An 18,161-nucleotide genomic window follows, 5' to 3' on the forward strand; every position below is an offset into this window, starting at 1 on the left:
GGTGCTCCAAGTCAGGAGACGCGTCCCTTGAGCGCGTCGAGAACGGCGTCCACTAAGGACTTGATGTCGGTGTCCTTCCTGCGCGCGGCCACGACCCGGAAGTCGGTGGCCAGCACGTCGTGCTCTCCGGGCGGCAGGGTGGCGCGCAGCGTCACGCCCAACGCCTTGGCGCTGGTCCGCGCGTGCGGGTCGTTGTGGGCCATGTCCTGCAGCAGCCACCGCAGCGCGTTGATGGCCCGCAGCCGCGCCGGCCGGAACACCAGCACGTTCGCCAGCAGGCGGACCACGACGTCGGCGTGCTCCGGGTGGTCTTCGAGGTGCAGCAGGACCGCGGACCGCTTGGTGCCGGGCTTGCGGGACTCCAGCACGGCCAGCGCGGTCCGCACGGCCACGGCACGGCTCGCCGGCCGGGCGCCCGGCGCGGTGAAGCGCTCCACCTTGGCCCACAGGAAGTCCAGGACGAGGTGCGCGTTGCCGGTGTCGCGGACGAGCGCGGCGAACAGCTCGCCGAACACGTGCTCGACGTCGCCGTCGACGGCGTGCGACTGGGCGCACACCTGCCAGAGCCGGCGCCGCGCGTCGTGCGGGTACCGGACGCCGAGCCCGCCGATGAACGCCATCGCGGCCACCCACCGCTGCTGCGGCTTGCCCCGGTCGACCCAGCCGTCGGCGATCTTCAGCGCGCTGGGCGCCAGCAGCTCGTCGTAGGCCATGAGGTGCAACGCGTAGACGGCCACGCGCTGACCCGCCGCACGTCGGGCGCCACGCGCCCAGCGGTCCAGCACGGGCACCACCTCGTCCAGGGCGATGGCGGCGAGCTCGGCGAGGCCCAGCGCGACCGGCACCTCGTACCGCACCTCGGTGACGATCCGGTCGAGCCACTCGACCACCGCGTCCCAGAACCCGACGTCCATGCGCTGCCACAGCTGCGCCAGCACGTGCCGGTGGTACTCGGGCTTGGCGAACTTCAGCGCGCCGCGCGTGCCCAGCTCGGTGTGCAGCGTCTCGGTGGCCACCAGCTCGTTGGTCAGCAGGCTCCGCCGCAGCTGCGGCAGTCGGTCGGGCTCCACGTCGTCGTCGGACGCGCCCGGCAGGCTCCGGTCCAGCTCCTCCTTCAGCACCCGCAGGGAGGCCTCGAACGTCCGCTCGTCCACGCCGATCGCGAACGCGAGCGTGGTGACCTCCAGCAGCCGCCGCCGGTCCAGGCCCTCGAACCACTCCTCCACCTCGACGCGGACCCGCGTGTCGAGGTGCGCCAGGGCCTCGTCCAGCGGCAGGCCCTCGTCCAGCCGCCGGGCCAGCCCGACCACGTCGCGGACGCTGTCGATCGACGCCAGCGCCTCGCGCAGCACGGGTTCCTCGTCGTCGGGCAGCGTGCCGCGCCAGTACGCGCGCAGGACGTGCTCGGCGGCGGGCGGTCGCCACGCGAGGTGGCAGGCGCGCTCGACGCCCTCGGCGGTCAGCGGCGGTTCCGTGATCACCAGGTAGCACCCGCGCTCGCGGACGCGGTCCCGCACCACCCGCCACTCGAAGTCCGACTCGACGCCGTGCTCGGCGACCCGGTCGACCACGAGGTACCCGCAGTCGCGGTCGAACTCGTACTCCTCCAGGTCGGCCGGGGAGACGTGCGGCGACATCAGGTAGAGCGGCTGGTCGGTGACCTCGCGCAGCAGCGCCAGCGCCGACGAGCGCTTGCCCGTGCCGGGGGCGCCGCACAGGACGAGGAGGTGCTCCTCGGCGAGCCGTTCCGAGGCGGGCCCGAAGCCCTCGGGGCTGACGAACCGGGCGAGCGCGGCCAGGTCGCTGTCGTCCACGCGGCCGGTGGCGCGGGTGAGGGGTCTCGCGGACCACCCGCCCACGGTCTGCGCGCCCAGCACGGCGTGCTCGAACCGCGGGCTGTACAGGTTGACCTGGACGTCGTTCAGCATCCCCCGGTCGTACGCCGAGGCCGGGCTCTCGCCGGCGTCCTCGACGTCCTCGGCCGGCGCGTGCTCCGCCGTCACCGGCCGATCCTGTTCTGCACGCCGATGACGACGTTCCGGCCGCGCACGCCGCCGTGCACGGTGGTGTTGTGGCCACCGGTGGCGGGCGGCTCGACCGGCGCGGGCTCGGGCGCGGCCTCCGCGACGGTGTCCGCGGGCTGGTCGAGCCGCAGGGCGTGCACGTCGAGGCCCGGCACGTGCAGCCAGGCCGTGCCCCGGAACGTCTTCGCGACCACGGGCACCTCTCGGAAGTCCTCAGTGGACAGACGGGTGTGGCCCTGCACCACCAGGTCCGCGTACAGCAGCGGCGACAGCAGGATCACCAGGTCCACGTCCGGGCACGCCCTGAGCGCCAGCCGGCCGGGCGCGCTGTCGACCATCCGGCTCACGGCCACGACGCCCGCGCCGGCGTAACCACCGGGCGTCGCCCGCACGAGTCCCTGGTGGACGGCCACGCGCAGCCGCAGCTTCAGCTCCCGCCGCGCCGTGCCGTTGTGGGCCGCCAGCGCGTCCACCAACGCCCGCGGCAGGTCGTCGACGACCCGCTTCTCCGCGGTGTCGGCGGGCAGCACCGCCAGCTCGCCGTCACCGGAACCCTGGACCTTCCACCGCGAGCGGTCGAAGCCGGCGCGCGCGGCGGCGTCCTCCACCACGGTCACCAGGGCGCGTTGCACCCCGTACTGGTCGACGTCGGTGCGTGCGCTGTAGTTCTCCACGTCCAGGCTGAGCAGGACGCGGCGGGTGAAGTCGTCGTCCACGGTGGCTTCCTCCGCGTCGTGGTGGTGTGGCGAGGAGTCTGCGTGCCCGGCGGGCCGCAGACCTCGGATAAATCAGGAGTTCGGGGAACCGGTCGGGTCAGTCGCCGTCGGCGACGCGGCGCAACGCGTCCAGGTCGCGGATGCGGACGCCGCGGTAGCGCGACGTCACCAGGCCGTTGGCCTTCAACGCCTTCAACGCGGCGCCCACCGCGTCCGGCCTGGCCCCGATGAGCCGGCCCAGCTCCTCCTGGGAGACGTCGACGCCGAGGTCCATGCCGAGCGGCCCCGGCACGCCGTGCGACTGGGCGAGGTCGAGCAGCACCCGCACGAGCCGGACCTTCACGTCGTACGAGCCGAAGTCGGCGCGCCTGCGGTTCGCCCAGTCGAGGCGGTCGGAGATCAGGGCGCACAACGCCTGCCACGCCTCGGGGTTGCGGTGCAGGTACGCCAGGAACTGCCGCCGTTCGACGACCTGCACGAGGAGGTCGGCGCACGCGGTCACGGTGGCGGACCGGGTCCGGTCCTCCCGCAGCGCCGCGCCCTCGCCGATCACGTCACCCGCGACGCGGACGCCGAGCAGGGCTTCCGAGCCGTTGCGCACGAGCCGGGTGACCTTCGCGCACACCGCGCCGCCGGACGTCGCCGAGCGGAGCAGGAACACGCCCGTCTCCCGCTCGCCCTGGCGGGTCAGCAGCTCGTTGGCGCGCACGACGCGTTGCCCGCCGAGGCTGAGCAGCTCGTCCCGGAGGCCGGGGGCGAGCCGGGAGAGGTACGTGCCGGGCAGCCACCCGTGTCGGCTCGGTGCTTGGGACAACGCAGGTCTCCCGTCGCCGTTCTGCAGCGAGAACCGTCACGTCGAACACCTCGGTGAGTGACGGTTCATACCTAGAGTTACCCACCCGTACATCCGATTCGGTACTTATCGGGTCGGTGTTCCGACTGTGGGTGAGGCGGAAGGTTACCTGGTCGCGAGAAGTGCGTGCTTTCGGGTGGTGCTATTGGTTCTTGCCGGTGAAGATCCAGCTCAGGCCACTGCGGTGCGGTTCGCGAGACTGGCGCGACCACTATTCGGAAGATCAACTCAGGGTCGCGCCGGGTCGCCGCCGGAGATTGTCCGTATTCCCTTTGACGGAGAATTCACGACGGCTCGACGGTGATTCGTCACGGCGCCCGAAAGGTGATTTCCGATCGCGTTCCGCGTCGTCGGACGGCGGGCGCGATGTCAAGGATGCTTGACATCATGTCAAGCGGACCTTACGTTGAGTCGTGTCTAGTTTCCTTTACGCGGGGGGAGTGCGCGTGTCGTACGAGGAGAAGGGGACGTGGGTGTACCTGGTGGTCAGCCTGCTGACCTACGTCGGGTACGTGGTGGTGGTCCTGGGCCGGGTCGGTGACGGCGCGCTGGTCGACGTGCCGCACGCCGGGCCGATGCTGTGGGCGATCGGGACGTCCGTCGTCCTGGCCGTCGTCGGCCGGGTGGCGTTGGAGGCGGTCCGGCCGAGCGACCGGCACCGGCCGGACGAGCGGGACCGCGAGGTCAACCGGTTCGGCGAGCACGTGGCCGCGGTGGTGTTGGGCGCCGGGATGGTCGTGCCGCTCGCGCTGGCGCTGGGGGAGGCGCGGCACTTCTGGATCGCCAACGCGATCTACGCCGTCTTCACGCTGTGGGCCGTGGTGGGCGCGTCGGTGAAGCTCGTCGCGTACCGGCGGGGGTTCTAGTGGGCAAGCCGACCAGGATCACCAACTCGATCCGCGCCCTCCGCTTCGCGCACGGGGAGATGACGCAGGCCGAGCTGGCCCGGCGCGTCGACGTCACGCGCCAGACCATCATCGCCATCGAGCAGGGCCGGTACTCGCCGTCGCTGGAGATGGCGTTCCAGATCGCCCGGGTGTTCGGCGTGCCGCTCGGCGACGTGTTCCAGTACCCGGAGGACGAGTCGTGAGAGCGGTCATCCAGGACGCGTACGGCAACCCCGAGGACGTCCTCCGGGTCCGCGAGGTCGACAAGCCCACCGTCGGCGACGGCGACGTGCTGGTGCGCGTCCACGCCGCCGCGGTCTCCGGCTCCGACTGGCACCTGCTCCGCGGCCTGCCCTACGCGGCGCGGTTCGCGGTCGGCGTGCGCCGGCCCCGCAACCGCGTGCCGGGGCTGGAGGTGGCCGGCACGGTCGAAGCGGTGGGGAAGGACGTGACGTCGCCGGCCGTCGGCGACGAGGTGTTCGGGTGGTGCGCCGGCGCGTTCCGCGAGTACGCCGCGGTGCCGGCGGGGCAGCTCACCGCCAAGCCCGCGAACCTCACCGCCGAGCAGGCGGCCGCGGTGCCGATCGCCGGGTTCACGGCGCTGCAGGCGGTTCGGGACCGCGGACGGGTGGCGGCCGGCCAGAAGGTGCTCGTCACCGGCGCGTCCGGGTGCGTCGGCACGTACGCCGTGCAGCTCGCCAAGCACTACGGCGCCGAGGTGACGGCGGTGTGCGGTGCGGCCAAGGCCGACCTGGTGCGCGACCTCGGCGCGGACCACGTGCTGGACCACGCGGCCGGGCCGTTGAGCGTGACCGGCTTCGACGTGGTGCTGGACATCTACGGCAACCCGCCGCTGGGCACGTGCCGGCGGGTGCTGAAGCCGGGCGGCACGCTCGTCCTCGTCGGCGGCACGGGCGGGCGGTGGTTCATGGGCACCGACCGGTGGCTCCGCGCGCTCGTCGCGGCGCCGTTCCTCGGCATCAAGGCACGGCCGCTCGTGCACCGCGACCGGCTCGACGACCTGGTGCTGCTCCGCGACCTCATCGAGGCCGGGCACCTCACGCCCGTGCTGGACCGCACCTACCCGCTCGCCGAAGCCGCGACCGCGATCGAGGACGTGCGGCGAGGCCGGGTCCGGGGGCACGCGGTCGTCACGCCGTAGTGGACGTGGGGCTGCGCCCGCGCGCGGAGACAGCCCCAAGGGCCGGAAATCCGCTGGTAGCGGCCGTGACAGCCGGTGGCGACCGGGTAGCGGCCGGGTCAGCCCTTGCCCAGCTCCGCCAGCACCCCGTCGGTGAACGCGGGCCACGCCGTCACGGCCCACTCGCCGAACTTGCGGTCGGTCAACGCCACGCACGCCACGCCCGCGTCCGGGTCGACCCACAGGAACGTGCCGCTCTGCCCGAAGTGCCCGAACGTGCGCGGCGAGCTGGACGCGCCCGTCCAGTGCGGCGACTTGTCCGCCCGGATCTCGAACCCGAGCCCCCAGTCGTTGTTCTTCTGCAGACCGAACCCCGGCAGCACCCCGCGCAGGCCCGGGAACGCCACCGACGTCGCCTCCGCCACCAGCTCGGCCGACACCAGCTTCGGCGCCTGCACCTCCGCCGCGAACCGCACCAGGTCGGACGCGGTGGACGTGCCGCCCGCGCCGGCCGAGCCGTCCAACGTGGACGACGCCATGCCCAGCGGCGCGAACACCGCCTCCGCCAGGTACCGCGCGAACGGGATCTCGGTCGCCGCCTCCACGAAGTCGGCCAGCACGCCGAACCCGGTGTTCGAGTAGATCCGCTTGGCCCCCGGCGCGGCCTGCACGTCGTCCGAGTCGAACGCCAGGCCCGACGTGTGCGCGATCAGGTGCCGCACCGTCGAGCCCTCCGGCCCGGCCGGCTGGTCCCACTCGACCGCGCCCTCCTCCACCGCCACCAGCACCGCGTACGACGTCAGCAGCTTCGTCACCGACGCCAGCGGGAACCGGAGGTCGACCGGTCCGTGCGCGCCGAGCACCTCGCCCCGCACGTCGACCACGGCCGCCGCCGCCGTCTCCACCGGCCACGATGACACCGCCCGCAAGCTCTCCATGCCGCAAACTCTGCCACGTGTCACCACGAGAGCTGGTCGTGCTCGGCACTTCTAGTCAGGTGCCGACCCGCGCCCGCAACCACAACGGGTACCTGCTGCGCTGGGACGCCGAGGGCTTCCTGTTCGACCCGGGAGAGGGCACGCAGCGGCAGATGCTGCGCGCCGGCGTCGCGGCGAACGACGTCACCAGGCTGTTCGTCACCCACTTCCACGGCGACCACTGCCTCGGCCTGCCCGGCGTCGTCCAGCGGATGTCGCTCGACCGCGTGCCGCACCCCGTGCACGCGCACTTCCCGGCGGAGGGCGCCGAGTTCTTCGACCGGCTGCGGCACGCCAGCTCGTTCCACGACGTGGTGGACGTCCGGGCGCACCCGGTCACCGGGCCGGGCGTGATCGCCGAGGGCGCGTTCGGCCGCCTCGAAGCCCGCCGGCTGGACCACACCCTGCCCGCCTACGGCTACCGCCTGGTCGAGCCGGACGGCCGCACGATGGTCCCCGCGCTGCTGGCCGAGCGCGGCATCCGGGGCCCGGCGATCCGCGCCCTCCAACCGCCCCTGCTGGACGAGGTGAGCGTGCCGCGCCGGGGGCAGCGGTTCGCGTTCGTCATGGACACCCGGCTGTGCGACGGGGTCTTCGAGCTGGCGGAGGGCGCCGACCTGCTCGTCATCGAGTCGACCTACCTCCACCCCGACGAACCGCTCGCCACCGAGTACGGCCACCTGACCGCGCGCCAGGCCGCCCGCGTGGCGGCCGAGAGCGGCGTGTGCAAGCTCGTGCTCACCCACTTCTCGCAGCGCTACACCGACCCGTCCCTGTTCCACGCCGAGGCCGCCGAGGTGTTCGACGGCGAGATCGTCGTGGCCGCCGACCTGGACCGGGTCGGCGTGCCGCGCCGGCGGGCGTGACTCAGGTCCGGTGTGGACGCTCGGCCGCCCACTGGTCGCGGATCAGGGTGTCGAGGTCCGACTCCGCCGGCCGCCAGCCCCACGCGCGCAACCGGGTCGTGTCCGCGCGGAGTTCCGGCGCCTCGCCGGGGTGCGCGGGCCGCGGCACGACGGGCACCGGCCGGCCGGTCACCCGCGTCACGGCGGCCAGCACGTCGGCCACGCTCGCCGGCGTGCCGCCCACGTTGAGCGCCGCGTACCCCTCGCCGCACCGCTCCACCGCCGTCACGAACGCCCGCGCCACGTCCCGCACGTGCACGAAGTCCCGCACCGCCGACCCGTCGCCGAACACCTCCACGGCCGGCAGCCGCCCGGACGCCGCGCCGCACGCCCTGGTGACCAGGCGCGTGTCGTCTACGTCCCCGCCGCTCGCGACGTTGAACAGCCGCAACGCCACCGCGCCGACCCGTCCCGCCGCCGCGGCCCACGCCAGCACGTCCTCGGCGGCGGCTTTCGAGGCCGCGTAGGGGTTGGCGGGCGAGCGGGGGCAGTCCTCGTCGATCACGGCGACGCCGGGCGCGCCGTACACGCCGGCCGTCGACGCCAGCACGAACCTCGGCGGCGGCGACCGCAGCAGGTTCACCGTGCCGCCCACGTTGACGTCGTAGTACCGCACGGGGTCGGCGAACGACTCGCGCACGCGGCCCAGTCCGGCGAGGTGGACGACGGCGTCGAGGTCGCCGAACGCGTCGAGGCCCGCGCACGTCCGGACATCACCCGACAAGGCGACGGGCGTGTGGCCGGCGGCCGCCAACGCCGCGAAGACCACCCGTCCGACGTACCCGGTGGAACCGGTGACCAGAACGCGCATGGGCGTCATCCCAGCACGATCCCCGTGGTCAGCCACTCGACCGGCGGTCATCAATCTGGTGGGAATTGCCCCTAAAGGTGTGGACCGGTGGGGCCGATACAACCCAAGTGAGTTACCCGCATCCAGCCATGCACACGAGCATCGAGGGCGTTCTCGCCGAGTACGCCGTGCACGAGGCCAAGCGGCAGCGCTTCCTGGAGACCGCCGCGGCCATCGTGGCCGCCGCGCCGCCGTCGGTCGACGACACGCTGTTCGGCCTCACCCTCCCCTTCCCCAAGGCCAAGGGCCCCCGCGCCTTCCTGAGCCGGGTTGACCAGGTACTTCGCGACGCCGCTCGATGATCTCGCGCACCCGTCCCTGATCCCATCGGCAAGTTTCATCCGGTCGTTGCCGGACCGTGCTAGGCCGATCCCATCGCCTGCCTCTACAGTGCGTGGCACCCGGCGCTCGCCGGTTGTCTCGTCTGCTTCTCATAAAGCGAGTTCTCGGCGATGGATCATGTCCTTTCCGCGCTTCAAGCGCGCCTCGGCACCCTGTTCGGCGACCGGTTGGTCGTGCTCGCGGGCGGCACTCGGCTGAGTAGTCGCGCCGGTGAGCTGCACCAGCTCGGCGCCCGCCATACGCTCGTGCTCTCGACGGACGACCACGCGCCGCTGCACGACTCGGACGTGGCCCGGTGGGTGCCGCTCGGCATCGCCGGCGGGTTCGTCGCCGTCGAGCAGAACCGGCTCACCAAGCTGCTCACCTCGCCCAACCGCAAGGTCCGCGAGGTGCTGGAGGACTTCGACCCGGACGGCGAGGCGCTGGTGATCAGCACCCCGTACGTCCACACGCCCGAGTTCGCGGGCCGGCCGGTGCTCAACGCCCGCCGCCCCGAGTGGGTGGAGCTGGAGAACAAGACCACCATCGACGCGCTGTGGGACGAGCTGTCCGCGCCCCGCGCGCCCGCCGTCGTGCTCGACCTCGACTTCGACGCCCTGTGGGCGGCCACCCGTCGGCTCGACCGCGGCTCGGGCGTCGTGTGGTCCGGCGACGGTCCCGCGATCAACGGCGGCGCGAACTTCGTCCGCCGCGTCCGCGACCGGCAGGAGGCGCTGGACGCCTTCGAGGTGCTCGCGCCGAAGTGCGACTTCGTCCGCGTGATGCCGTTCCTGGAAGGCATCCCGGTGAGCGTGCACGGGATCGTGTTCCCGGACGGCACCGCCGTGCTGCGGCCGATCGAGATGGTCGTCCCGCGCCGCGCCGGCCAGGCCCGGTTCCTGTACGCGGGGTGCGCGTCGTACTACGACCCGCCCGCCCGCATCCGCGAGGAGATGCGGAACCTGGCCCGCCGGGTCGGCGAGCGGCTGCGCGAGACCGTCGACTACCGCGGCACGTTCACGCTCGACGGCATCGCCACCGCGGACGGCTTCCTGCCCACCGAGATCAACACCCGGTACGGCGGCGCGATGGTGTGCTTCGAGGACGCCCTCCCGCAGCTGCCGCTGTCCCTGGTGCAGGTCGCCCTGGTCGCCGGGCACGACCTCGGGGTGTCGTCCATCGAGTTCGAGGAGCTGCTGGTCTCGGCGGCGGACGACTACCGGCACGGGTCGGTCGGCGCCAACGTCCGCGCGGTGAACCCGAGCGAGGTGGTGGAGCGGTCGATCGTGTTCACCGAGTGGTCGTGCCGGTTCGCCCACCCGGAGGAGACGCCGCACGGCGTGCTGCGCCTGCGCCCGTCACCGCTCGGCGCCCGGCTGGAGCTGGACTTCTTCGCCGACCAGCTGCCTCCCGGCCGTCCCGTGGTCGCGCTGACCGTCGCCGCGTTCGCGCTGGCGGACCAGGAGTGGGGCACCGCCCTCGGCCCGCTGGAACCCGCCGTGCCGATCGCCGACGAGGAGGCCGTCGCCGCGGTCGTGGAGTTCGACGCCGTCACGGCCTGATCGCCGTCGTCGCGTCCCGGCCGCCCTGGTTCCCGGCCGCCCTGGTTCCCGGCCGCCCTGGTTCCCCGGGGCGGCCGGGACGCCGCGACCACCCCGGCGACCACCCGCCGTCACGGTGTGATCGTCACGCCCTCCTGGTCGTCCCCGTAGGCGGCCAGGAACGCGTACCGGTACCCCATCAGCTGCAACGTCACCTCGGGCGGCTGGTTGGGCGGGTACGCCTTGTCGCGGTAGGCGCGCAGCATCTCCGTGTGCCCCTGCGCCGTGACGCGCAGCAGCGCGGGCGTGACCGGCTCGCCGTCCACCAGGTGCAGCACCACCCGGGCGGCCTGGGCCAGCAGCCGCGGCGAGCGGTCCGCCGACGCGATCGCCTCCGCCACCTCCACCACGTGCCGCGGCACGACCTCGGGCACCGCGATGGCCAGCGCCATCGAGCACGCCACCTCCGCGCTCGCCAGGGCGTCGAAGACCTTGGGCGCCCCCTTGGCCACCTCGTACCGCGTCTGGGTGATCCAGTCCGGTGGCCGACGGGGCAGCTCGCGCCCCAGCGCGTTCCACCGGCGGCGGGTGCGCCTGCCGTCGTCGGTGAAACCGGCGCTCGCCAACGCCATCGCGGCCAGCAGGAAAATCACCCGATCGCGACTGTCGGCGGGCACCTGGTAGCTCGCGCCCATCTCGGCCAGGAACGGCACGGCCCACGCGCTGGCCTCGGACACCGTGTCGTCGACGAGCAGCCGGTCCGCGAGGGCCTGACAGGCCACTTCACGGGTCACCCGCTCGCCTCGCACCACCCGTCGCATCAGGTCGTCCACCCCCGCACCGTGGGCGAGAACCGACCAGGGCATGTCCTCCAGTCCACGCAACGGATCCGGCCGTTGCCACGCAGGTGGGAGCTCCATGGCGCGCAAGTTACGCGATTTTCCGGATCGGTACCGGTGGGATCACTCGCCGGGGGGTGGGGTGACCACCGTACGATCGCGCGGTGCGCGGACCCACCTTCAAAGTCGTCGACCTGTTCTCCGGCGCCGGTGGCATGAGCCTCGGCTTCCAAGCGCACCGGGACTTCACCATCGTCGGCGCGGCCGACGCGCAGATCGGCAAGCCGTCGTCCCGGCTGGGGTCGTTGCGCTGCAACGGCATCTACCGCGACAACATCGGCGTCGACCCCCTGCAGGTCGACCTCGGCCGGCTCGACCCGGCCGTGCTGCGGCAGGTCTGGGGCCTCCAGCGCGGTGAGCTGGACGTGCTCGTGGCGTGCCCGCCGTGCTCGGGCTTCACCCGGATCGCCCCGGCCAACCACCTGCGGGACGACCCGCGCAACTCGCTCGTCGGCCGGGTCGCCGCGTACGTGGCCGAGTTCCGGCCGCGGGTGCTGGTGCTGGAGAACGCGCGCGAGCTGGTCAAGGGCAAGCAGCGACACCACCTGGACGGGTTGGCCGAGCAGCTGCTGGAGCTCGGGTACGAAGTGGACGCGAGCACGCACATGCTGTCCCGCTTCGGCCTGCCGCAGCTGCGCGAGCGGGCGATGGTGGTCGCGGTGGACGCGGGCGTGCCGCTGCGGACGCTGGAGGACCTGTGGCAGGGCTGGGAGGTCCGGCCGGGCGCGGTGACCGTGCGGCGGGCGATCGGCAAGCTGCCGCCGGTGGCGGCGGGCGAGGCGCACCCAGAGGACGCGATGCACGTGTCGCCGTCGTTCCGCCGGGACCGGTCGCTGGACCGGATGCGGGCGATCCCGGCCGACGGCGGCTCGTGGGGCGACCTCGTCGGCTCGCCGTCCGAACTGCTGCTGAACCCCGCCCAGCGCAAGATCATCGAAGAGGGCAAGTGGGGTTCGCACCCGGACGTGTACGGCCGGATGTGGTGGGACGAGCCCGCGCGGACGATCAAGCGCGAGTGCGGGCACGTCGGCAACGGCCGTTACGCGCACCCCGAGCAGCACCGGCTGTGCACCGTTCGGGAGATGGCGTTGCTCCAGGGGTTCCCGCGCAAGTTCCGCTTCGACGTGTCGGTGATCGGCAACGCGTACCGCCACCTGGGTGACGCCGTGCCGCCGCTGATCTCGTTCCAGCTGGCGGCGATGGTGCGCTGGATGCTGACCGGTCAGCCGCCGACGGCGCGCGACCTGTGCCTGCCCGGAACGTCGTTGCGGGTGGGCGACATCCGGCCGGTCACGCCGTCCGCGCTGGTCGCGTAGATCACCGTTTGGCAACGGTGTGGCGTCGAAACAGGCGGGCACTGAATACGTGCGTTCCACAGTGGACCCGCTGATCTGCGGAAACGCAAATGGACGAGTATTCGGTGTCCGTTTCGGTCGGCGCCGAAACGGCTGTCCGGCACCGGTTCTCGACAGCGCGTCGAGTCTCGCTGATCATCCACTGTGGACGTCCCACCTGCGTCGCCGCTGCTGGGAGCCAGTGCGACGGAGAGTACTACCCATTCCCCATTCGAGTTAACCCGGTCGGCTAGGGTTCGGACCATTCCTGTCATTTGGTGTCGGAGCGCTCTGCCAGGTAGCTCCCCGAATGGCACGGACCGCCGCCTTGAACCACACCACGGGCTACCCTCGCGAGCCTCAAGGAGACACATGGCATCCCGGTCGACTCTCAAGCGCCTCGGCGCTGCGATCCTCGGCGCCTCGCTCGTGCTGATGTCCGCCCTCCCCGCCGCTGCCGCCGACAAGGTCAAGGTCGAGCCGGACAAGACCGCGGACCAGCCGGGCATGGGCGTGTACCTGGAACGTGACGGCAAGCCGGTGGAGATGCCGCGCCACACGACCGGCAACCCGATCAACGCCGAGCTGATCGGCCTCAAGATCGTGGAAGGCGCCCAGGGCCAGACCGCCCGCGCCTACTGCGTCGAGCTGCCCACGCCCCTCTACGACGGCAAGAAGCTCGAAGAGGTGCCGTGGGACAAGCACCCGAACCCGAACACGAAGTTCAAGGAGAACGCCGGCCTGGTCAACTGGGTGCTGCAGAACAGCTACCCGCACCTGACCGAGGAGCAGGCCGAGGAGCTGTACGGCCTGGGCGACCTCCGGCGCAGCACCATCATCGCCGCGACCCAGGCCGCCGTGTGGCACTTCAGCGACGGCGTGGACCTGCGCAAGGGTGACTCGACCGCCGAGGACGAGGACACCCCCAACGGCTCGATCGACGAGCTGGTCTACAAGGTCTACGAGTACCTGACCACCAAGGCCGTGGACATCAAGGACGTCAAGCCGGACCTCGGCATCGAGCCGGCCCTGCTGAAGGGCGACATCGGCACCACGTTCGGTCCCTTCACCATCACGACCACGGCCGAAGAGGTCGAGCTGATCACCTCGCTGCCCGCCGGCGTCACGCTGGTCAACGAGGCCGGCGAGGCGTTCAAGACCGTGAAGGCGGGCGAGGTGTCCGCGTCGGCTGCGACCAAGGCCGCCAAGGTCTGGGTCAAGGTCGACAAGGGTGTGCAGGTCGGCGAGCTGGACCTGGTCATCAAGGCCGGCGCCAAGCTGCGCTCCGGTCGGCTGTTCGTCTCCGAGAACCCCAAGCAGGAGACCCAGTCCCTGGTGATCGCCACCTCCGAGCCGGTCAACGTCGAGGTCAAGGCGAAGGCGGAGTGGGTCGAGGGCACGGTCGTGACCACCACGACCGAGGCGACGCCGACGACGACCACCACCACGGAGACGACGACCACCACCACCGACGCCCCGGTCACCAGCACCACGGTGCCGGCGGGTGGCGGCGGTGAGGACGACCTGGCCAACACCGGTGCGTCCATCTTCGTGCCGCTGCTGATCGGCATCGGCCTGCTCGGTGCGGGCGCCGGCGCGCTGCTGTTCCTGCGCCGCAAGCGCGCTGCCTGATCCTCCTGCTCGACCGCGAACGGCCCCCCGGGATCTCCCGGGGGGCCGTTCCGTCGTGCGGCGGGTGTCGTGCTGGTCCGTTCGCGAACCCCGCGGGTACCGTTTGCCGCTGGGGACGCGTGGACGGTTCGGGTAACCTGCGTCAGGAGTGCGAAGGAGCACGATGAACTTCGACGAGATCAAGAACAAGGCGTCCGAGCTGCTCGAGCAGAACCACGAGACGGTCGATGCGGGCATCGACCAGGCCGCCGAGTTCGTCGCAGGCAGGTTCGGTCACGAGGACCAGGTCAAGTTGGTGGCCGAGAAGGCCAAGGACATCCTTCCGGGTGGAGCGTGAACTCGTTCAACACGGCTGAGCGGGTCAACCCCTCAGGGGAGACCCGGTCGCCCGCCGCGCAGATGGTGACCTGGCAGGGTTACGACGTCCCCAGGCTGGAGCAGGTCCGCTTCCTGCTCTCGGAGCGCAAGCTCCGCGCCTCGGGCCGCTTGGTGACCGCCGGTCCGGCCGAGCAGTTCAGCGGGTCGTTCGAGGTGTCGGTGGGTGAGACCGGTGCGGTCACCCGCCTGCTGCTGCGGACGTCCACGGTGTCGGAGGAGCGGCAGATCTCGGTCAGCCGGTCGTCGGAGGGCATCTGGCTGGTCGACTCGGGCCAGGGCGCCGAGCGCGCGGACTTCGACGGCGCGGTCGACGTGGACGTCCAGTTCGCCGTCCTGTTCAACGCCATCCCGATCCGCAGGCTCAACCTCCAGCACGAGGAGGGCGACCACGAGATCCCGGTCGTCTACGTCACCCTGCCCGACCTGTCGGTGCAGCTGGTCCGCCAGCGCTACCGCACGGTGACCGTCGGCGAGGACCACTCGGTCGTCTCCTTCACGCACGGCGAGTTCGAGCAGGACATCACCGTCGACCAGACCGGTCTGGTGGTCGACTACCCCCGCATCGCCTACCGCATCTGACCGGGACGGGCGGGTCGGCGGCGCCGAGCCACCGACCGCGCACCCGCACGGCTCGCCGTCCTCACACGCACGGGGCTCGGCACGCTCACGCCCGCGCGGCTCGACACGTCACACCCGCACGGCGATCGCCATGCCCTGGCCGACGCCCACGCACGCCGCCGCCACGCCCAGGCCGCCGCCGCGCGCCCGCAGGTGCCGGCACAGGTCCACGATCACCCGCGGGAACGACGCGCCCAGCGGGTGGCCGTAGGCGATCGCGCCGCCGTGCACGTTCACCTTCTCCCGCTCCACCTCCGGCAGGTGGTGCAGCACCGACAGCGCCATCGCCGCGAACGCCTCGTTGATCTCCCACAGGGCCACGTCGGCCGCGTCGATCTTCAGCCGGGCGAGCAGCTTCCGGATCGCGGACACCGGGGCCAGGGTGAACCGCTGCGGCTCCTCCGCCGTCACGGCCGAACCGAGGAATTCACCCAACGGCGTGATCCCCAACGTGGACGCCATCTCCTCCGAGCCCATCAGCACCGCCGCCGCGCCGTCGTTCAACGGCGACGAGTTGCCCGCCGTCACCGGCCCGCCCTCCGAGAACGCGGACTTCAGCTTCCCCAGCCGCTCCACCGACGTCTCCGGCCGCACGGACTCGTCCCGCCGCACGGGCGCGCCGTCCGGCAGCTGCACGGTGAACGCGAACCCGTCGTGCACGCCCGCGTCCCACGCCGCCGACGCCCGCCGGTGCGACCGCAGCGCGAACAGGTCCATCTGCTCCCGCGTGATCCCCAAGGACACCGCGACGTCCTCCGCCGCACGCCCCAGCGGCACGGTCCACTCGGCCCGCATCCGCGGGTTCACGAGCCGCCACCCCAGCGCCGTCGACACGGCCTCCATCCGGTCGGCGAACGGCTTGTCCGACCGCGGCACCACGAACGGCGCCCGCGTCATCCCCTCCACGCCGCCGGCGACGAGCAGCGACGCGTCCCCGAGCGCCAACGCCCGCGCGGCCTGCACGATCGCCTCTCCACCGGACGCGCAGAGCCGGTTGATCGCGACACCCGGCACGGACGTGGGCAGCCCGGCGAGCAGCGCCGCCATCCGCCCGACGTTCCGGTTCTCCTCGCCCGCGCCGTTGGTGTTGCCCAGCAGCACGTCGTCGATCAGGGCCGGGTCGAGCGAGGGGTGCCGGCGCAGCAGCTCCACGATCGGCAGCGCGGCCAGGTCGTCGACGCGCACGCCGGACAGCCCGCCGCGGTAGCGGCCGAACGGGGTGCGGGCGGCGTCGAGGATGAGGGGGCGCGACATGCGCCCATCTTGTCACCGGCCGACGAAGAACGGGATGTACGCCGAGGTTGGTCGGGTCTCGGCGGACGTGCCGAACATCCGCACCTCGATCATGTGCGGGCCGAGGGACAGGTCCCCGGTGTCCAGCGCGAACCGGTACCGGCCCGCGATGCCGGGTCCGCCGGCCGCGGTCGGCACGACGGCCACCCGCTCGTCGTCCAGCCGCACGCTGAACCCGGCCAGCCCGGCCATCGTCGCGCCCGGCCGCCCCTCGAGGAGCAGGTCGAACACCATCCGGCCGCGCTGCACGGCGGCGCCCTCGGGCACGGTCTGGCCGCTCGCGTCGAGCACCGTCCCCTCGACCCGCGCCAGCTCCGGCTCCGGCCCGATCAGCGGCGTCCGCTCGGTCGACGGCGGCGCGCCGGTGAACGTCCCGGTCAGCTCCAGGTCCGCGTGCGTCGCCTGCAACCGCAGGCCGGTCAGCACGGTCACGGCGAGCTTGCCGTTCGAGACCCGCAACGCCTCCTCGGGCAGGTCCGCCACGACGGGGTAGGCCACACCGGGCCGCCACGGCGTGCCGGCCAGCGCCGGGCGCAGCGGCACGGTCACCCCGGCGACGGACGCGGTGAACGACGGCGCTTCCGGCGACGCGTCGGTGTGCAGCAGCGCCATCCGCAGCTGCCCGCCCGTGACGCCGGGCAACGGCTCCACCCGGCCGGGCGGCGACGCCTCGATCGCCACCGCGACGTCCACCCTGGGCCCCGGCACCCAGGCCGGCGGCCGCGCCTCGGCCGCGTCGAACGCGATCAGGTCCACGGTGGCCCGCTGCCCGGTCGGTCCGGCGACGGACATCAGCGCGGTCGCCTCCCGCCACGTCGGGACGGCCGCGCTGGTCGCGACCACGTCACCGTCGAACACGACCCGCATGCCGTCGCGCCGCAGCACGAGTTCCCACCGGTGGGTGATTCCGGTGTCGAGCGCGGGCACGGCGCGCACGACCTCGGTCGGCGTCCCGGCGGGCACGACGACCTGCACGGACGTCGACCCGGCGCCCGTCGACACCCGCAGCCGCACGGCGTCCGGGGGCAACGCGTCACCACTCACGAGTGACACCGGTCCGGGTACGAGGTCGAGCACCAGCTCACCGTCCGCACCCGGCGCGTCGGTCTCCACCACGAACCGACCCAGCTCGTCGGCGTCGCGCAGCGCGAACGGCGTCCGCGACCGCAGCGTGGCCGGGGCCGCCGCGCAGTTGCTGGTCAGCACGAGCCGCCGGCCGTCGTCGCCCTGGCCGGGGGTGGCCCGCGCGCAGTTCCCCCGCGACGCGAGCCGCCAGCGCGTCGGGTCGGGCGCGTCGTCCTGGTCGAACCGGTCCTCCAGCGCGTAGTCGCCGGCACGGGACGCGTGCGGCGTGCCGGAGCCCGTCGCGGGCGCGGACCGCTGCCCGAACGCGTCCACCGCGAGCACCTCGACCACGTACGTCCGCTCGTCCTCCAGCCCGTCGATCTGCGTCACGGCCTGCGTGATCAGCTTGCTGTGCTGTGGCCGGTCCGTGCCCCACCGCACCTCGTAACCCGGCGCGTCACCCGTCCACCGCAGCTGCAACCGCTGCGGCCCGGACGCCACGGTGAGCCCGGCCGGCTGGTCCGGCGGCGGCCCCGGCGTAGGCACCAGCACGCCGTCCGCGGCGAACGGCGCCAGTGACGTCGGCGGCGGCGGTGACGTGCTGGTCGCGGTGGCCGGTTCGCCGACGCCGGTGGTCCGCAACACGCCGATCACCCCGGCGAACAGCACCACGCCCGCGGCGATGAAGGCGATCCGGCGACGGTCCATGGCGTCAAGCTAGGTGGCC

At 72.7% G+C, this 18,161-nt stretch carries 18 protein-coding genes; 10 read left to right on the top strand and 8 right to left on the bottom strand.

What is annotated here, in order from left to right:
• Positions 1-11: 11 nt before the first annotated feature.
• The 3 genes from ACRAKH_RS01070 to ACRAKH_RS01080 form a co-directional block, all read right to left on the bottom strand.
• Positions 12-2,003: a hypothetical protein gene (locus tag ACRAKH_RS01070; RefSeq protein ID WP_380725397.1), complete on the bottom strand. Its 1,992-nt coding sequence runs from the start codon at positions 2,001-2,003 to the stop codon at positions 12-14.
• On the bottom strand, positions 2,000-2,740 hold the full coding sequence (locus ACRAKH_RS01075; RefSeq protein ID WP_380725399.1) for a hypothetical protein: 741 nt from the start codon (positions 2,738-2,740) through the stop codon (positions 2,000-2,002). Before ACRAKH_RS01075 ends, ACRAKH_RS01070 begins: the two co-directional genes overlap by 4 nt.
• A gap of 97 nt (positions 2,741-2,837) precedes the next feature.
• Entirely contained in the window at positions 2,838-3,554 is a 717-nt protein-coding gene (locus ACRAKH_RS01080) for a Crp/Fnr family transcriptional regulator (protein ID WP_380725401.1), read from the bottom strand.
• A 485-nt stretch (positions 3,555-4,039) separates the two neighbouring features.
• On the opposite strand from ACRAKH_RS01080, the gene ACRAKH_RS01085 reads away from it, so the two are divergent.
• The 3 genes from ACRAKH_RS01085 to ACRAKH_RS01095 are packed head-to-tail and all read left to right on the top strand — an operon-like array spanning position 4,040 to position 5,642.
• Positions 4,040-4,459 carry a hypothetical protein gene (locus ACRAKH_RS01085; RefSeq protein ID WP_380725403.1) on the top strand — a complete coding sequence of 140 codons (420 nt, stop codon included), beginning with the start codon at positions 4,040-4,042 and terminating at the stop codon, positions 4,457-4,459.
• Complete coding sequence (locus ACRAKH_RS01090) at positions 4,459-4,683, top strand: helix-turn-helix transcriptional regulator (RefSeq protein WP_380725405.1); 225 nt, start codon at positions 4,459-4,461, stop codon at positions 4,681-4,683. The genes ACRAKH_RS01085 and ACRAKH_RS01090 overlap by 1 nt, the downstream gene beginning before the upstream one ends.
• Entirely contained in the window at positions 4,680-5,642 is a 963-nt protein-coding gene (locus ACRAKH_RS01095; protein WP_380725407.1) for an NAD(P)-dependent alcohol dehydrogenase, read from the top strand. The genes ACRAKH_RS01090 and ACRAKH_RS01095 overlap by 4 nt, the downstream gene beginning before the upstream one ends.
• Before the next feature lie 98 nt (positions 5,643-5,740).
• Here the strand turns inward: ACRAKH_RS01095 and ACRAKH_RS01100 are convergent, their stop codons facing one another.
• Positions 5,741-6,559: a serine hydrolase domain-containing protein gene (locus tag ACRAKH_RS01100; RefSeq protein WP_380725409.1), complete on the bottom strand. Its 819-nt coding sequence runs from the start codon at positions 6,557-6,559 to the stop codon at positions 5,741-5,743.
• 17 nt (positions 6,560-6,576) lie between these two features.
• Here ACRAKH_RS01100 and ACRAKH_RS01105 point away from each other — a divergent pair, with 17 nt between their 5' ends.
• A complete protein-coding gene (locus ACRAKH_RS01105) occupies positions 6,577-7,464 on the top strand; it encodes a ribonuclease Z (protein ID WP_380725411.1) in 888 nt (295 codons plus the stop codon).
• 1 nt (position 7,465) lies between these two features.
• On the opposite strand, the gene ACRAKH_RS01110 is transcribed toward ACRAKH_RS01105, so the two are convergent.
• A complete protein-coding gene (locus ACRAKH_RS01110) occupies positions 7,466-8,314 on the bottom strand; it encodes an NAD-dependent epimerase/dehydratase family protein (protein WP_447009569.1) in 849 nt (282 codons plus the stop codon).
• A gap of 128 nt (positions 8,315-8,442) precedes the next feature.
• On the opposite strand from ACRAKH_RS01110, the gene ACRAKH_RS01115 reads away from it, so the two are divergent.
• Both ACRAKH_RS01115 and ACRAKH_RS01120 read left to right on the top strand, forming a co-directional pair.
• Positions 8,443-8,655, top strand: a complete 213-nt coding sequence (locus ACRAKH_RS01115; protein WP_380724850.1) for a hypothetical protein — start codon at positions 8,443-8,445, stop codon at positions 8,653-8,655.
• 150 nt (positions 8,656-8,805) lie between these two features.
• Positions 8,806-10,236 (top strand): hypothetical protein, encoded by a 1,431-nt coding sequence (locus ACRAKH_RS01120; protein ID WP_380724851.1) that lies wholly within the window; start codon positions 8,806-8,808, stop codon positions 10,234-10,236.
• 110 nt (positions 10,237-10,346) lie between these two features.
• Here the strand turns inward: ACRAKH_RS01120 and ACRAKH_RS01125 are convergent, their stop codons facing one another.
• Complete coding sequence (locus ACRAKH_RS01125) at positions 10,347-11,081, bottom strand: hypothetical protein (RefSeq protein WP_380724852.1); 735 nt, start codon at positions 11,079-11,081, stop codon at positions 10,347-10,349.
• Between the two features lie 137 nt (positions 11,082-11,218).
• On the opposite strand from ACRAKH_RS01125, the gene ACRAKH_RS01130 reads away from it, so the two are divergent.
• From ACRAKH_RS01130 to ACRAKH_RS01145, 4 genes are all read left to right on the top strand, one after another.
• Complete coding sequence (locus ACRAKH_RS01130) at positions 11,219-12,430, top strand: DNA cytosine methyltransferase (RefSeq protein WP_380724853.1); 1,212 nt, start codon at positions 11,219-11,221, stop codon at positions 12,428-12,430.
• A gap of 390 nt (positions 12,431-12,820) precedes the next feature.
• Positions 12,821-14,080, top strand: coding sequence for a thioester domain-containing protein (locus ACRAKH_RS01135; protein WP_380724854.1), 1,260 nt, complete (start codon positions 12,821-12,823; stop codon positions 14,078-14,080).
• Positions 14,081-14,243: 163 nt separating this feature from the next.
• On the top strand, positions 14,244-14,417 hold the full coding sequence (locus ACRAKH_RS01140; protein WP_380724855.1) for an antitoxin: 174 nt from the start codon (positions 14,244-14,246) through the stop codon (positions 14,415-14,417).
• Positions 14,414-15,037 carry a putative glycolipid-binding domain-containing protein gene (locus ACRAKH_RS01145; RefSeq protein WP_380724856.1) on the top strand — a complete coding sequence of 208 codons (624 nt, stop codon included), beginning with the start codon at positions 14,414-14,416 and terminating at the stop codon, positions 15,035-15,037. The genes ACRAKH_RS01140 and ACRAKH_RS01145 overlap by 4 nt, the downstream gene beginning before the upstream one ends.
• Positions 15,038-15,145: 108 nt before the next feature.
• Here ACRAKH_RS01145 and ACRAKH_RS01150 read toward each other — a convergent pair whose 3' ends face one another.
• The gene (locus tag ACRAKH_RS01150; RefSeq protein ID WP_380724857.1) at positions 15,146-16,330 is read right to left on the bottom strand and encodes a thiolase family protein; all 1,185 of its coding nucleotides are present in this window, start codon (positions 16,328-16,330) and stop codon (positions 15,146-15,148) included.
• Between the two features lie 12 nt (positions 16,331-16,342).
• Positions 16,343-18,142 carry a hypothetical protein gene (locus ACRAKH_RS01155; RefSeq protein WP_380724858.1) on the bottom strand — a complete coding sequence of 600 codons (1,800 nt, stop codon included), beginning with the start codon at positions 18,140-18,142 and terminating at the stop codon, positions 16,343-16,345.
• Between the last annotated feature and the right edge of the window lie 19 nt (positions 18,143-18,161).

It is taken from the genome of Saccharothrix hoggarensis (genome assembly GCF_052936025.1).